This is a genomic window from Janthinobacterium lividum, assembly GCF_034424625.1.
Classification (GTDB): Bacteria; Pseudomonadota; Gammaproteobacteria; order Burkholderiales; family Burkholderiaceae_D; genus Janthinobacterium; species Janthinobacterium lividum.
This window is the reverse complement of record NZ_CP139976.1, coordinates 3,888,936-3,903,602: the sequence shown is the minus strand read 5'-3', so window position 1 is coordinate 3,903,602 and position 14,667 is coordinate 3,888,936. Positions and strand designations below refer to the sequence as shown.

General features: G+C 58.0%; 14 protein-coding genes, 1 tRNA gene and 1 pseudogene. 12 read left to right on the top strand and 4 right to left on the bottom strand.

The annotated features are described in order from the left end of the window. Positions 1 to 395 precede the first annotated feature (395 nt). The 4 genes from U0004_RS17710 to U0004_RS17695 all read left to right on the top strand — a co-directional run bounded on the left by U0004_RS17710 (position 396) and on the right by U0004_RS17695 (position 3,771). Complete coding sequence (locus U0004_RS17710; protein WP_070255862.1) at positions 396 to 2,078, top strand: isovaleryl-CoA dehydrogenase; 1,683 nt, start codon at positions 396 to 398, stop codon at positions 2,076 to 2,078. A 155-nt stretch (positions 2,079 to 2,233) separates the two neighbouring features. Further along, positions 2,234 to 2,884 carry a uracil phosphoribosyltransferase gene (upp, locus tag U0004_RS17705; protein ID WP_010398816.1) on the top strand — a complete coding sequence of 217 codons (651 nt, stop codon included), beginning with the start codon at positions 2,234 to 2,236 and terminating at the stop codon, positions 2,882 to 2,884. Between the two features lie 22 nt (positions 2,885 to 2,906). After that, on the top strand, positions 2,907 to 3,269 hold the full coding sequence (locus tag U0004_RS17700) for an Hpt domain-containing protein (protein WP_070255864.1): 363 nt from the start codon (positions 2,907 to 2,909) through the stop codon (positions 3,267 to 3,269). A 298-nt stretch (positions 3,270 to 3,567) separates the two neighbouring features. Then, the gene (locus U0004_RS17695; protein ID WP_010398811.1) at positions 3,568 to 3,771 is read left to right on the top strand and encodes a cold-shock protein; all 204 of its coding nucleotides are present in this window, start codon (positions 3,568 to 3,570) and stop codon (positions 3,769 to 3,771) included. 374 nt (positions 3,772 to 4,145) lie between these two features. On the opposite strand, the gene U0004_RS17690 is transcribed toward U0004_RS17695, so the two are convergent. Then, the gene (locus tag U0004_RS17690) at positions 4,146 to 5,057 is read right to left on the bottom strand and encodes a LysR family transcriptional regulator (protein WP_034784477.1); all 912 of its coding nucleotides are present in this window, start codon (positions 5,055 to 5,057) and stop codon (positions 4,146 to 4,148) included. 216 nt (positions 5,058 to 5,273) lie between these two features. On the opposite strand from U0004_RS17690, the gene aceB reads away from it, so the two are divergent. Then, positions 5,274 to 6,872, top strand: a complete 1,599-nt coding sequence (aceB, locus tag U0004_RS17685; RefSeq protein ID WP_070255867.1) for a malate synthase A — start codon at positions 5,274 to 5,276, stop codon at positions 6,870 to 6,872. 81 nt (positions 6,873 to 6,953) lie between these two features. Here aceB and gloB read toward each other — a convergent pair whose 3' ends face one another. Then, on the bottom strand, positions 6,954 to 7,763 hold the full coding sequence (gloB, locus tag U0004_RS17680) for a hydroxyacylglutathione hydrolase (RefSeq protein WP_070255869.1): 810 nt from the start codon (positions 7,761 to 7,763) through the stop codon (positions 6,954 to 6,956). 19 nt (positions 7,764 to 7,782) lie between these two features. On the opposite strand from gloB, the gene U0004_RS17675 reads away from it, so the two are divergent. The 5 genes from U0004_RS17675 to U0004_RS17655 all read left to right on the top strand — a co-directional run bounded on the left by U0004_RS17675 (position 7,783) and on the right by U0004_RS17655 (position 10,745). Then, positions 7,783 to 8,559, top strand: coding sequence for a class I SAM-dependent methyltransferase (locus tag U0004_RS17675; protein WP_070255872.1), 777 nt, complete (start codon positions 7,783 to 7,785; stop codon positions 8,557 to 8,559). Then, positions 8,552 to 8,989: a ribonuclease HI gene (gene rnhA, locus U0004_RS17670; protein ID WP_034784447.1), complete on the top strand. Its 438-nt coding sequence runs from the start codon at positions 8,552 to 8,554 to the stop codon at positions 8,987 to 8,989. The genes U0004_RS17675 and rnhA overlap by 8 nt, the downstream gene beginning before the upstream one ends. 101 nt (positions 8,990 to 9,090) lie before the next feature. Then, the gene (dnaQ, locus tag U0004_RS17665) at positions 9,091 to 9,807 is read left to right on the top strand and encodes a DNA polymerase III subunit epsilon (protein ID WP_070255875.1); all 717 of its coding nucleotides are present in this window, start codon (positions 9,091 to 9,093) and stop codon (positions 9,805 to 9,807) included. Between the two features lie 81 nt (positions 9,808 to 9,888). Beyond that, positions 9,889 to 9,963 (top strand) — tRNA-Val (locus U0004_RS17660). Positions 9,964 to 10,253: 290 nt separating this feature from the next. Next, positions 10,254 to 10,745 carry a hypothetical protein gene (locus U0004_RS17655; RefSeq protein ID WP_174718103.1) on the top strand — a complete coding sequence of 164 codons (492 nt, stop codon included), beginning with the start codon at positions 10,254 to 10,256 and terminating at the stop codon, positions 10,743 to 10,745. A 409-nt stretch (positions 10,746 to 11,154) separates the two neighbouring features. Here the strand turns inward: U0004_RS17655 and U0004_RS17650 are convergent, their stop codons facing one another. Continuing rightward, the gene (locus tag U0004_RS17650; protein WP_115057519.1) at positions 11,155 to 11,985 is read right to left on the bottom strand and encodes an NAD(P)H-dependent oxidoreductase; all 831 of its coding nucleotides are present in this window, start codon (positions 11,983 to 11,985) and stop codon (positions 11,155 to 11,157) included. Between the two features lie 37 nt (positions 11,986 to 12,022). Here U0004_RS17650 and U0004_RS17645 point away from each other — a divergent pair, with 37 nt between their 5' ends. Both U0004_RS17645 and U0004_RS17640 read left to right on the top strand, forming a co-directional pair. Further along, positions 12,023 to 12,985 carry a LysR family transcriptional regulator gene (locus tag U0004_RS17645; RefSeq protein WP_256608826.1) on the top strand — a complete coding sequence of 321 codons (963 nt, stop codon included), beginning with the start codon at positions 12,023 to 12,025 and terminating at the stop codon, positions 12,983 to 12,985. 859 nt (positions 12,986 to 13,844) lie between these two features. Next, the gene (locus U0004_RS17640) at positions 13,845 to 14,480 is read left to right on the top strand and encodes a hypothetical protein (RefSeq protein ID WP_139144074.1); all 636 of its coding nucleotides are present in this window, start codon (positions 13,845 to 13,847) and stop codon (positions 14,478 to 14,480) included. Between the two features lie 39 nt (positions 14,481 to 14,519). On the opposite strand, the pseudogene U0004_RS17635 reads toward U0004_RS17640, so the two are convergent. Further along, positions 14,520 to 14,663, bottom strand: a pseudogene (locus U0004_RS17635) (IS5/IS1182 family transposase); the annotation flags it as partial. Between the last annotated feature and the right edge of the window lie 4 nt (positions 14,664 to 14,667).

The window sequence follows — 14,667 nt, the reverse complement described above, 5'->3', positions numbered from 1 at the left end:
GTGCTGGCTTTTACCTTTTTATTATCAGTGCCGGCGCTCGCTGCAGGGCAGGGCGCCAACGGAAAGAGTGCATCGTGCGTGAGGCGTGCCATAGGGGCCGAAAGGGCGGCTATCGGAACGCGATCCACACGAAATGTATCATTGAAAAGCACCCGATTACATGAAATAGAGCAACATTGCTTCAGGTTTTGTAAATATTCCTGCCTTCCATGAAAAAAATCATGCCGCGCGACATACGCAGGCATTTTCATTCCACATAGAAACATTTATCTGCGCCTGCATCCACTGGCGCGCTTGCCCCGCCATGCGCTTTGCGCTAGTCTGGCTGGCAGACGGTGTTGACGGTGCGCCAGCGACGGCAAGGGCGCCATGATAACAAATCGCGGGAGACTCCCATGAATGCCTTTGACACGCATGAAGTTTTCAACCAGGCCACGCCTTTTGAAAATGTCAATCTGTTCGCCTGCGATCCGGCGCTGATCGAAGCGCTGCTGCGCGAGGGCGGCGGCGCGGCGTTGCAGGAGATCGATGCGCTCGGCGAAAAGCTGGGCCGCGCCGAGACCTATGCGCTGGCGCGCCAGGCGAATATCCACACGCCCGAGTTGCAGCAGTTCGACCGCGCCGGGCGCCGCGTCGACGAGGTGCTGTTCCATCCGGCCTGGCATGAACTGATGGCCATCCTCGTGGGCGCGGGCGCGCACGCTTCGCCGTGGGCCTCGCCCGGCCCAGGCGCCCAGGTGGCGCGCGCGGCGGCCTATCTATTAGTGGGGCAGGTGGAAAACGGCACGCAGTGTCCCGTGACGATGACGTATGCCTCGGTGCCGGCCTTGCGCCAGGCGCTGGACCTGCCGCACATCGCGCAGCGCTGGCTGCCGAAAATCCTCTCGCGCGAATACGATCCCCGCTCCTTGCCCGTGGAGCAGAAGCGCGGCGCCCTGGTGGGCATGGGCATGACGGAAAAGCAGGGCGGCTCCGATGTGCGCAGCAACACCACGCGCGCCGTGCCCGTGCCGCCGGCCGAGGCGCAAGCCCTGTTCGGCAGCGAGGCCGGCGGCGCCTGGCGCATCGTCGGCCACAAATGGTTTTTCTCGGCGCCGCAATGCGACGCGCATCTGATCCTGGCGCAGGCGGACGAGGGCGGATTGTCCTGTTTCTTTTTGCCCCGCTACCTGCCCGACGGCAGCCGCAACGCCATCCGCGTGCAGCGCCTGAAGGATAAACTGGGCAACCGCTCGAACGCCTCTTCCGAAGTGGAATTTACCAATGCCTACGGCTGGCTGGTGGGGCAGCCGGGGCGGGGCATACCCACCATCCTGGAAATGGCCAGCCACACGCGCCTCGATTGCGTGCTGGGCAGCGCCGGCATCATGCGCGCCGCCTTGAGCCAGGCGCTGCACCATGCGCGCCAGCGGGCCGTGTTCGGCAAGCCGCTGGCCGAGCAGCCGCTGATGCAGAACGTGCTGGCCGACCTGGCGCTGGAATCGGAAGCCGCCACGGCGTTTGCGCTGCGCCTGGCCCGCTGTTTCGATGAAAAGGATGATCCGCAGCAAGCGATGCTGGCGCGCGTGCTCACGCCGGCCGGCAAGTACTGGATCTGCAAGCGCGGTCCCGGTTTCGGCTTTGAGGCGATGGAAGTGCTGGGCGGCACCGGCTATGTGGAAGATGCGCCGCTGGCGCGCCTGTACCGCGAACTGCCCGTCAATTCGATATGGGAAGGTTCGGGCAACGTCATGTGCCTCGACGTTTTGCGCGCCTTCGGCAAGTCGCCGGCCGCGCGCGACGCTCTGGCGGCCGAGCTGGCGCTGGCCGGCGATGACGATGCCATTTTGGTCGACTACCGCGCGCGCCTGCTGGCCGACCTGGACGGGCCGCAGACGGACGAATTTGGCGCGAGGCAATTATCCGAGCGCATCGTGCTGGCCGTGCAGGGGGCCTTGCTGCTGCGCCATGCGCCACCGTTTGTTGCGCAAGCGTTCCTGCAGTCGCGGCTGGCGCAGGCACCGGGCGGGGCGTATGGACGCTTGCCGGCCGGCACCGATTGCGCGGCCATCCTGGCGCGCGCGCTGCGCGAGTACTGAGTTTGCCTCGGCCCGGGTACGCAATTATTTCGAAAATTCCGGCCACAGGCGGGCTGGGGGCTGGGATAATGCTGCAATCCATCATTTTATCGATACACAGCGCGCCTGCGGCCCAGGCTTGCCGCCGCGCCAGATAGCAGAGAAAGAAAAATAACATGAAACAAGATCCACGCTTCCCGAATTTGTTCATTACCGATCACCCTTTGATCCAGCACAAGCTGAGCCACATGCGCGAGCACGATACGTCGACGCGCACCTTCCGCGAATTGCTCAAGGAAATCACCTTGCTGATGGGCTATGAAATCACGCGCGACCTGCCGCTGACCACGCGCGAAATCAAGACCCCGCTGGTCACCATCGACGCGCCCGTCATCGCTGGCAAGAAACTGGCCATCGTGCCGATCCTGCGTGCCGGCATCGGTATGAGCGATGGCTTGCTGAACCTGGTCCCATCGGCGCGCGTCGGCCACATCGGCGTGTACCGCGACCCTGCTACCCACATGCCGGTGGAATACCTGGTGCGCCTGCCTGACTTGAACGAGCGCACCTTTATCTTGTGCGACCCGATGGTCGCGACCGGCAATTCGGCCGTGTATGCCGTCGACGTGCTGAAGAAGCGCGGCGTCACGGACGAACAGATCATCTTCCTGGCCCTGGTGGCCGCACCGGAAGGCGTGACCGTGTTCCAGAACGCGCATCCGAACGTCAAGATGTTCTGCGCCTCGCTCGATTCGCACCTCGACGACCACGCCTACATCGTGCCTGGCCTGGGCGATGCCGGCGACCGTATCTTTGGCACCAAGTAAGCCAACTCAGGCGAGTATTGCGATGGCAACCTTGATCGATCCGGATTTTCGCGCGCGTTTGCGTGCCCTGAATGAGAAATATGCGGCTGGCGTGCCGGCCCTGTTGCAGGCGATCACGCAGGCAAGCGGCCGCTGCGACAGCGAAGGCCCCCGCCTGGAACCCTTGACGGAGCTGCACCGCGCGCTGCACGCGGTGGCCGGCTCTGCCGCTACCTTTGGCTTTGCCGCGCTGGGCCAGGAATGCCGGCGCATCGAACAGCTGGTGCGTGCCATGCTCAATGCCCCTGCGCAAGCGGTGGCGGAATGGCCCGCCGTGCGGGCGCAAGTGGTGGCGCTATTGGACTGGGCAGGGCGCGATGCGGCTGCCACCCACTTTATCGCGTGAGTGACCGCGCCATAGTAATGTGGTTGCAATGATTCATTTGATGCAACGCAAAGCACCCGCGTCGCAGATTAGGATATAGTGTGTCCATGCCGCTGGTACAGGGCGCCGCAAGACGGGGATTTGGCTATTAAAGTAGTGTTCGCAAGTTTATTTTGCGAAAGAATGGTTTTTCTCAGTTTTGTTGGTATAATTGGGCATCGTTGGATTCGAGGTAGTAGTGCAGTTTGTCTGTCATTTCTTTCTTGCTTCAAACGATATAACGGGCGCAAGCCCAACTTAACTGAAATAGGAAATTGTAATGGCAACTGGCATCGTAAAATGGTTCAATGATTCGAAGGGTTTCGGCTTTATTACCCCTGACGAAGGCGGCGAAGATCTGTTCGCTCACTTCTCGGCTATCCAGTCGAACGGCTTCAAGTCCCTGCAAGAGAACCAACGCGTTTCTTTTGAAGTGACCGCTGGCCCTAAAGGCAAGCAAGCTTCGAACATTCAGCCAATCTAATACGCTGGATCAAACGAAATAAAGAAATCCTCGGTCTCCGAGGATTTTTTTTCGCCTGAATTTCCGTGAGGCACCGGTTTTGCGTGGGCTGCGCGTTCTTTTTGGCATGTTTGCATCGCCGCGTAAACCGACAATGGGGATGTGTCGGCTTACGCTACGCTAAGCCGACCTACGCCGACCTACGCCGACCTACGCCGACCTATGCCGACCTACGCCGACCTATGCCAACTAATGCTGATCCGGCTGCCAAGGTTGTTTCCACATACGTCGCGACGCCGGACAAAACCGTCGCGAGCGGGTAAAGTACGGGGGGGCGAGGCAGTGAGCATCACAGGCCGCCTATGCCGACGCGCAGCAGGTTTGGTCCCGCGTCCTCAGATAGCCCGTTCGCGCCAGTAATCTGGCTGGGCATACGAATGCCTTAAAAAATCCACGAACGCCCGTATGCGCAGCGGCAAGTGGCGGCGCTGGGCGAACACGGCGTAGATGTCATTGCCCGGCGCGGCGAACTGATCGAGCACCGTTACCAGTTGTCCCGAGGCGATTTCGGCACCCACTTCCCACATCGAGCGCCAGGCCAGACCCTTGCCGGCCAGTGCCCAGTCGTGCAGCACTTCGCCATCGTTGCAGACCATATTGCCCGCCACCTTCAGAATCACGTTCTTGCCGTTTTCGCGGAAGGTCCAGCCCCGCTGGCTGCCTTCGCTGCTGATCGCCAGGCAATTGTGTTTCGCCAGATCGGCCGGGATGCGCGGCGTGCCCGCCCGTTTCAGGTAGGCGGGCGAGCCGACCAGCACGCGCTGGTTGTCGGCCAGCTTGGTGCTCACCAGCGAAGAATCGGACAGGCTGGCGATGCGGATGGCCACATCGATACCTTCGCCGATCAGGTCGACGAGGCGGTCGTTCAGGTTCAGCGACACCGTCACGTCGCGGTGCTCGGCGACAAACGAGGGGATCAGGGGCGCCACGTGCTGGCGGCCGAAGCCGGCCGGCGCGGAAATGAGCAAATGGCCGCTGGCCTTCACGCTGCGCTCGGCCACGGCCGCTTCCGCCTCTTCCAGTTCGCCGAGGATGCGCTGGCAATCCTCCAGGAAGGCGGCGCCTTCATTCGTCAAGGCCAGCTTGCGCGTCGTACGCTGCAGCAATTTGACTCCCAGGCGCTGCTCCAGCGCATCGAGGCGCCGGCCTATCATGGCCGGGGCGATCCCTTCCGCACGGGCGGCAGCCGACAGGCTGCCTTTGGCGACCACCTCCACGAACGTTGATATTTGTCTGAACTGGCCCATGTTGTGCTCCTGCAATGCCATCACTTGTGATAAAAACGCATAGATGAAGTGATTTTTAATCTCGTTTCCATGCCTTATAGTGCAATACTATAGAACAAACGCGCCGCCCGGCAGAGTGTTTTTGCGGCTCTGTCCAGCTTGTCCGCGCAGTCGTTCAGCATATACTTGGATCACCAGATTACCTTTGCCTATATTTATTAAAAACCGGAGAACTTCATGACCCAAAATACGATCGCACTTCCAGAAGGCATGCAAATCACGGGGGAAATCGCCCCCGGCTATGAACAGATTTTGACGCCGGCGGCGCTGGCACTGGTGGCCAAGCTGACGCGCGCGTTCGAGCCGCGCCGCCAGGAATTGCTCGCCGTGCGCGTGGAACGGGTCAAGCGCCTCGATGCGGGCGAGCGTCCTGATTTCTTGCCAGAAACCGCGCACATCCGCGACGGCGACTGGAAGATCGCGCCGATCCCGAAGGCGCTCGAATGCCGCCGCGTGGAAATCACCGGTCCCGTCGAGCGCAAGATGGTCATCAACGCCTTCAATTCCGGCGCCGACAGCTACATGACGGACTTCGAGGATTCGAACACGCCGAACTGGGATAACCAGCTGACGGGCCAGATCAATATGTTCGACGCCGTGCGCAAGACGATTTCGCTGGAGCAAAATGGCAAGTCGTACAAGCTGAACGACAAGATCGCCACCCTCGTCGTGCGTCCGCGCGGCTGGCACCTCGATGAAAAGCATGTGCTGGTCGATGGCAAGCGCATTTCCGGCGGCATTTTCGATTTCGCTCTGTTCATGTTCCATAACGCCAAGGAGCAACTGGCGCGCGGCGCCGGTCCGTATTTCTACCTGCCGAAGATGGAATCGCACCTGGAAGCGCGCCTGTGGAATGATATTTTCGTCATGACGCAAAATGAACTGGGCTTGCCACAAGGCACGATCAAGGCGACCGTGCTGATCGAAACCATTTTGGCGGCGTTCGAGATGGATGAAATCCTGTACGAGCTGAAAGAACACAGCTCGGGCCTGAACGCGGGCCGCTGGGATTACATCTTCTCGTGCATCAAGAAATTCAAGCTGGACAAGGATTTCTGCCTGGCCGACCGCGCCAAGGTCACCATGACGGCGCCGTTCATGCGCGCCTACGCCTTGCTGCTGCTGAAAACCTGCCACAAACGGGGCGCGCCAGCGATTGGCGGCATGGCAGCCCTGATCCCGATCAAGAACGATCCGGAAAAGAACGACATCGCCATGGGCGGCGTGCGCAACGACAAGGCGCGCGATGCCACTGACGGCTACGACGGCGGCTGGGTTGCCCACCCGGGCCTGGTCGAACTGGCCATGGGCGAGTTCACGAAAGTGCTGGGCGACAAGCCGAACCAGATCGAGAAACAGCGTCCCGACATCGATGTGAAAGCGTCGGATCTGCTGAACTTCCAGCCGGAAGCGCCGATCACGGAAGCGGGCTTGCGCTACAACATCAACGTGGGCATCCATTACCTGGGTAGCTGGCTGGCCGGCAATGGTTGCGTGCCTATCCACAACCTGATGGAAGACGCGGCCACGGCCGAGATCAGCCGCTCGCAAGTGTGGCAGTGGATCCGTTCCAGCAAAGGCGTGCTGGAAGATGGCCGCAAGGTCACGGCCGAGATGGTGCGCGCCATGATTCCGGAAGAGCTGGCCAAGGTGCAGCGCGATGCGCCGGGCGGCAACGGTCCGACCTATGTGCGCGCCGGCCAGATTTTCGAGGAAATGTCGACGTCGGAATCGTTCGCCGAATTCCTGACCTTGCCGCTGTACGAGGAAATCTGATCCTGATCAAATAGATATATAAAAAAATCCCGGCGATGCCATAAAGCATCTGCCGGGATTTTTTATTGCAGAGGGATCCGCTTAAAAATTATTCTTCCACATCCGCAAGGCCGCGAATGCTTCCACGGGCGAAGCGTCGCTGGCCAGCTTGCCTTCCACCTTCAGGCTGGTCAAGATCGCCGGTTCACGGTAGCGCAGGAAGGGATTCGTGGCCTTCTCGAGGGCGATGGTCGATGGCACGGTCGATAAACCTTGCTGGCGCTTTTCCGTGTCGATGGCGATGCGTTCCTGCAAGGCCACATTGCCCGGCTCGACGGCGTTGGCGAAGCGCAGATTGGACAAGGTGTACTCATGCGCGCAAAATACCTCGGTATCGTCGGGCAGGGCGGCCAGCTTGCCCAGCGAATCGGCCATCTGGCCCGGTGTGCCTTCGAACAGGCGGCCGCAGCCGCCGGCAAACAGGGTGTCGCCGGAAAACAGCCACGGCGCGCCACTGCGCTCGTCGCGCTGGCGCACGTAGGCGATATGCCCCTTGGTGTGGCCGGGCACGTCGATGACGGTCATCTGCAAACCCAGTTCGGGCACGTAGGCGACATCGCCTTCGGCAAGCGGTTCCGTGATGGCTGTGATAGCCTCATTGCGCGGGCCGAAGACGGGGACGGCGAAATGCTGCAACAATTCAGGCACGCCACCCGTGTGGTCGGCGTGGTGATGCGTGAGTAAAATGGCGGTCAAGGTCAACTGATGGGCTTGCAGCGCATCGAGAATGGCCATCGCGTCGCCAGGGTCGACGACGGCGGCATGGCGGCCGTCATGGATCAGCCACAGGTAATTGTCGGCAAAGGCGGGCACGGCAAGTACCGATAAAGCGTGTTCAGGGGAATTGGTCATGAGCAAAAGAGAAAACTGAATGGACAGTGTGGCATCCGAAAAATCCATTATAGCGCTTGACGGCTGGCTGCAGACGCCGGCCGGTCTGTACGTGCGTGCCTGGGAGCAGCAATGTCTCGACAGCCTGACTGTCGATATCTTCGGTTTTAATGCCGTGCAGATCGGCTTGCCCCAGCTCGACGCGCTGGCGGCCAACCGCATGCCCAACAAATGGCTGCTCGATGCGCGCCTGCCTTCGCTTCCGCCGCAGGAGCGCCGCCTGACGCTGGTGTCGGCATTCGATGAGCTGCCGTTCGATTCGCAAAGCCTGGACCTAGTGGTCTTGCCGCACGTACTCGAATTTGCTGCCGAGCCGCACCAGGTCTTGCGCGAAGTCGAACGCGTGCTGATACCGGAGGGGAGGGTGATCGTCTGCGGCTTCAACCCGGCCAGCCTGTGGGGCGCGCGCCAGGGGCTGGGGCGGGTCACGGGACGCCACTACCTGCCGCAGGCGGGCGAGCTGATCTCTATGCCGCGCATGAAAGACTGGTTAAAATTGCTGAACATGGGCGTCAGCCAAAGCCACTTCGGCTGCTACGCACCAGCTTGCAAGACAGAAAAATGGCTGCGCCGCAACGCCTTCATGGACAAGGCCGGTGCGCGCTGGTGGCCATATCTGGGCGCAGTGTATATAGTGCAGGCGATCAAGCGCGTCAAAGGGATGCGTTTGATCGGTCCGGCGTGGACCAAGAAACCGGCGACGGCGCCCGCAGGCGCACCGGTCACGAATAAAAGGCGGGAACAGCAAGATGGATAAGGTTGAGATTTATGCCGATGGCGCATGCAAGGGCAATCCGGGCACGGGCGGCTGGGGCGCACTGATGGTTGCCGATGGCGCCAAGAAAGAAATTTACGGCGGGGAATTGAATACGACGAATAACCGCATGGAATTGAAGGCCGTGATCGAAGCCTTGACGGCGCTCAAACGTCCGTGCCAGGTAGTGCTGTATACCGATAGCCAGTACGTGCAGAAGGGCATCAGCGAATGGATCCACGGCTGGAAGGCGCGCGGCTGGAAAACGGCGGCCAAGGCGCCCGTGAAGAACGTCGACCTGTGGCAGGCACTCGATACGGCCCAGGCCGTGCATGAAGTGGAGTGGCGCTGGGTGCGCGGCCATAATGGCCATCCCGGTAACGAGCGGGCCGATCAGCTGGCCAACCTTGGCGTGGAAACGGTACGTGCCTGATAACTAAATTTCTGCCCTGTAGCAGCGGGCAGGCCGTAACCGGAGGGCACAGGTTTGCTATACTGTGCCCTTCGCTTTTTGCTTTTACGACTGAATCTGCCATGCGTCAAATTGTTCTCGATACTGAAACCACCGGCCTGAACCCGCGCACGGGCGACCGCATCCTGGAGATCGGCGGGGTCGAACTGAACAACCGTATGTTGACGGGGAATAATTTCCATCAATACATCAATCCCGAGCGCGATTCGGAAGAGGGGGCGCTGGCCGTCCACGGATTGACGACGGAGTTCCTCAGCGACAAGCCAAAATTCGCGGAAATCGCGGAAGAGTTCCGCGCGTTTATCGCCGGCGCCGAGCTGATCATCCACAACGCCCCGTTCGATATCGGCTTCCTGAATGCGGAATTCAAGCGCCTGAACCTGCCGCCAGTCCACGAGCAAGTGCATGGCGTGATCGACACCCTGGTGCAGGCGAAGGAAATGCATCCAGGCAAGCGCAACTCGCTCGATGCCCTGTGCGACCGCTACGGCGTCTCGAACGCCCACCGCAAGCTGCACGGCGCGCTGCTCGACTCCGAATTGCTGGCCGATGTCTACCTGGCCATGACGCGCGGCCAGAATAGTCTCAGCATGGAAGAAGAGGTGGAAGTGGCCGCCGATGGCGCCGCCCTGGAAATCGTGCCCTTGGCCGAAGTCATCTTCCAGAGCGCCACGGCCGACGAGCTCGCCGCCCACGAAGCATCCATCGCCGGCCTCGACAAGGCCGCCAAAGGCCAGTGCATCTGGACCGCCGTCACGGCGCCGCCAGCGGCTGCCTGAGAAAGAAGCGGGGCACGATAAATTTCCTCTCGCCAGCCCTTGCAGATGCCGCAACACCTATGCGATAATTCGCCTCGCTTCGGGAGGTTAGCTCAGGGGTAGAGCACTGCATTCACACTGCAGGGGTCGCAAGTTCGAAACTTGCACTTCCCACCAAATTTTTAGTTTGTATTCAATGAGTTAGGATTTTTCATCCTGCCAAAATACGAACTTGGGGCAAACTTGGGGCAATGGGATTTTTATTCCACCGCCTAGCCTCAACGATACGGCCGCTTTCTGCGGCCGTTTTCACATCACGCTGGCGTAGGCCGCGCCTGACATTTTTCTCATTTGCTTTCTCAGCAACGGCCTCGTACACTGCGCTATTCTGATCTTCAGTTTTTCAGCGCAACTATGACGGCGACCGCTGCGTTCGCAACGAGGTGGTGCAAGGATCGGAATGGGTAATGGAAGGACATGGTGTAGCTACGCGCAAATGGGACGGGATGGCCGTCCTGGTAGAATCGGGTAAGGTATTTAAACGTTACGATGCCAAAGCTGGGCGCACACCACCTCCTGAATTTGTTCCAGCTCAGCCCGAATCCGACCCTGTCAGCGGACATTGGCCGGGGTGGGTTCCAGCTATCGGCCCTGATTCTGCCAGAATCATGGAGGGAATTGCATGGGGTAGCAAAAACCTGTTTCACAACCTGCCGGTTCCCGATGGTACCTATGAGGTATGCGGCCCGAAGATTGGCACACGGCATGGCCCTAATCCTGAAAACTTAACCGAACACATTCTTGCGCCTCATGGGCGCGACATACTCGAAGATTGCCCGCGTACCTTCGAGGGAATCCGCGATTATCTGGTGACCAGGCGCATTGAGGGCGTTGTTTGGCACCATCCTGACGGGCGAATGGCAAAGATCAAAACCGCCGACTTTGGCATTAAAGGATAACGTTACAGCGAATAACTTGGGTTTGCCAAGCTATCCGATATCCAACTCAAGGAACGGATGGCGCGCTCCAACTCAAGCCATCGCAGCGCTGAGCCGCAGCAATCAAACCTCGCGACAGAGCCTGAAACCGTCGAAGCTTAACCAGCTTTTGTTCGTGCCGGGCAGAATTCTCTGCAGGGGAGGGGGGGGCGACTGGCCAGACCTAATCTCGTCGTTGAATCAGGCAATTACCCCTGCGGTCTTGTGTGCCGGCAAACCACACGGCAGGTGGCTTAGTTTAACCGGTCGTCAGGCCGTTGCTTGATTGCTGAACACCATTTGTGTCAGCAGTCATTGGCATTCGGCGCGGGAAGGTTGTCCAGTGCGTCGCCAGAAGCGTCCGTACTATGCGTGAGGACGACAATCGTCTTTACTTTAGCCCTCCGAAGGCGGTTGGGACAGGGGCGCTGAGTTCCTCGGGCGCGGCGATGTGAGCCGCCAAACCAGTCTGAGTTGGTGCGATGTAGTCGGCCAACACGTGCTGGTCTGGATAGTCGCCACTGCTCTGTTGACGGAAAGCAATCGGTACGTCCTCGAACAGTCGCTTCACTCGGATGCGCCAGGCCATAGTTGCTTCAGCAATGCCGTTGCCATCGATTCGAGCAGTCTCATATACCGCGAATGTGGGTAGCACCTGCATGCCGGGAAAGAACAAAGTGCCGTGTGTGATAGGAAAGAGCAGCTGCTCCAACGGCCCATTGATGCCACGGGAAGAATAGTCGTCCGCAGGTCCACCAACTGATACCGCCAGCAGTGCGCGCTTTCCGGCAAAGCCACCCTCACCGTAGCGATAGGCATTGCCAGCCCCTTTGTAGCCGTAGGCCAAACCAAAGGCCCACACGCGATCTATCCACCCCTTCATGATTGCGGGCATGCTGAACCACCATAGTGGGAACAGCAGGATCACCGCATCCGCCGCCAGGATCTTTCGCTGCTCTTCTTCGACGTCGGGAGTCTGGCAACCGTTGGAAAAGGCATATCCAGATTCGTCAATGAAAGACAGGCGCTTCTGGTTAACTCGTTTGGGAAAGTCCTGGCTGTCAAACGCTGCCTTCCATCCCATGGCGTATAGGTCCGATTGCATTACCTCGTGGCCTTGAGCCTTCAGTACCTCGGCAGCTATCTCGGTAAGTTGACACGTTACGGATGTCTGTTCGGGATGAGCATGGACGATAAGAATTTTTCTATTGGTTGACTGCATGGCGTGGCTTTCACAGAGTATTGAGAGTGGAGACAGTTTGCATTGCCTCAAGGTATCTGTGAAATCAAAAAAATTTTCTGCTACTATTCATTTCATGGATAGCAAAAAGCGTTTGGACCTCAATCTCCTGGTCACACTGGAAACCCTTTTGGTGGAACAAAACGTGACCCGCGCGGCTGAGCGCCTGTACCTTAGCCAGCCAGCAGTTAGCGCACAATTGAGCCGCCTGCGCGAACTGTTCGATGACCCTTTACTGATACCAGTGCAACGTGGCATGCTGCCAACTGCCAAGGCTCTCGAACTGCTTGATCCGCTTCGCCACGCGTTAGATCAGGTGCGCGCCACATTGACTGGACACCGCCACTTCGATCCGATAAAGGCTCGACTTACCGTTACCATCGCCTGTACAGACTACCTGCAGAAGACGGTGATCCAGCCATTGGTAGTTGCGCTACGGAAGCGTGGTCCCGGTGTGCGATTTGCTTTGCGCCATCTTGATCCGTTACAGTTGGAAGCGCAGATGGCTAGCGGCGAAGTGGACCTGGCGCTGATGACACCCGAGCATGCTCCGGTCAGTTTACGCAGCCGGCATCTGTTTGACGAGCACTATGTGCTTATCGGCAGACATAGGCATCCCGGACTGCGACGAGGACTTTCTGTTGAACAGTTCGCACGACTGGACCACGTTATCGTCTCGCTGCGTGGAGGCGACTTCACGACGCCTGTGGACGATGGACTCGCAGCGCTAGGCTATAAGCGTAATGTTGTGCTTTCAGCGGCGTCGTTCCTGCTCGTACCTGAAATTGTCGCGCACTCTGACTTTGTCGCCCTGGTGCCGGAACGGCTGGTGCGTAATTGCGGCGAAGTGCTCAAGGTGGTCGGATGTCCTTTCCCTGTGCAGGGCTTCGCCGTGAGCATGCTGTGGCATGAGCGCAACCATGACCACAGCGGACAACGCTGGGTACGCGAAGCTGTCATTGATATGGTAGGCAAACTGTAACCTAAAAAGGGTTATAGTTTTTCAGATGATTTTTCGCCCTCGCGTGGATCGCAGTTCACACGATATTTGAATCGCTACGAGTTTGCCAGACGCTCTTCAGACGCTCAAAATACTGCTTTTCGCAATTGGGCGGGCTGGGAGGCTCACGATGACCAGTCCACCATCAGAGCGTGACCGAGCGCACGAAGCAGATGACGGGCTAGTTTATCTTAGCCAACTGTGCCGCTATCGCGCGCGAAAGCAGGCGCTCTGCTGTTGCACCCGTCAGCTATGCCATCCTTCGCCGGCAGTTATGGCTAGGGACGGCCGGCTTTTGCTAGCGCGCGGGAGGAGTCTGTGCAGGGTAGGGGCGATAGACAGGCCAGCCCCGATCTCGTCGTTTGAGCAGCCAGCTACTAGATCGCACACCAGGTGCTTCAGAGGACACCCAGGCTCCTAACACAATGCATCGGTTCTTCATCTTTCAAGAACTATGGATCAGAAGAGTCTAAGCGACTGGTGGCAATTCAGTGGCGATTCAAAAACACTGCATTACCGATCCAAACAAATAATAAAATTTCCATAATTTCCTTTCAGCAAAACATCATGATGCTACATCAGACGCGATGCGAAGAAAATAACTCATCTAGTGACCAGTGCAGACGTCTGCACTGGCCGTTTGCTGCAAAGTAGATTATTAGAATAAGCCTGCAGGACATGCTGCATATGTATGCGGACAAAAAGCAGGCAACATGGGGGCGATGGGTGAACAGTTGGCGACCATCCTAAGCTTACCTAGTCAGATCTGAGCAGGTTAGATATCACTGCGGGCCGATAATATTATAAAATATGTACTCACTTTGATAGCAAAGAATAATCTATGACCAAGCTTCGCATCACCCTAACAATTGCAGCCTTATTAATTTTTTCAAGTGCTCAGGCCGAAATTTTTCAAGGTATAAACCATGGTTACTCTCTTGCAAAAATCAAAGATATTTTCCCATTGGCTGAAATAAAACCAGTTGCTGCAGCTTGGGTGACAAAGGACGATGGCTTTTATAAGCTGTCTGGGAACGGATTTCCGGGAGTTCTCTATATGGCGTTCAGCGACTCTCGTCCCACATTTAAAAAGCTCCAAACAGAGGCAGAGGCCGAAGAGGCCACCAACGTATCGCCCGCCAACGACAATCCCAGGTCGAAAACTTGGAAGATCCTTGCTGAGCAAGACACGGACAATGCTCTCGCTATCAGTTGGATACGCTGGGTACCAGATTCCCCAATTCCACTGCAGCGCTACATAAGTAAATATGGCAAACCTGAGAAGACTGGATTTGCAGACAGTGATATGCGGCCATATGCCTCTTGGCCCAAGAAAAATATTCATGCAAACTTATCTGATGACGAAAAATTTGTCAATAACGTTGAATTTGGATTTACAAAACAGGAAAAAATTGCTGCCTGTCATGAGCGAACGGCCAAGAAATTTTGGCCAACTAGTTGCAATTATAGCGACTGAATGAACGATAAAAATTTCGATTCATATGTCTAAGAACGCTTAACAAAACCGCTGAATGTATCTCCAGCAGATGAATATGCAGGCAAGCGAGAGAAACGCCTGGTGGATATTGGCACGGCGTTCGTAGCGGATGCGTAATCGGCGGAAGCGGTGCAGCCAGCCCAGCGTGCGCTTAACCACCCATCAC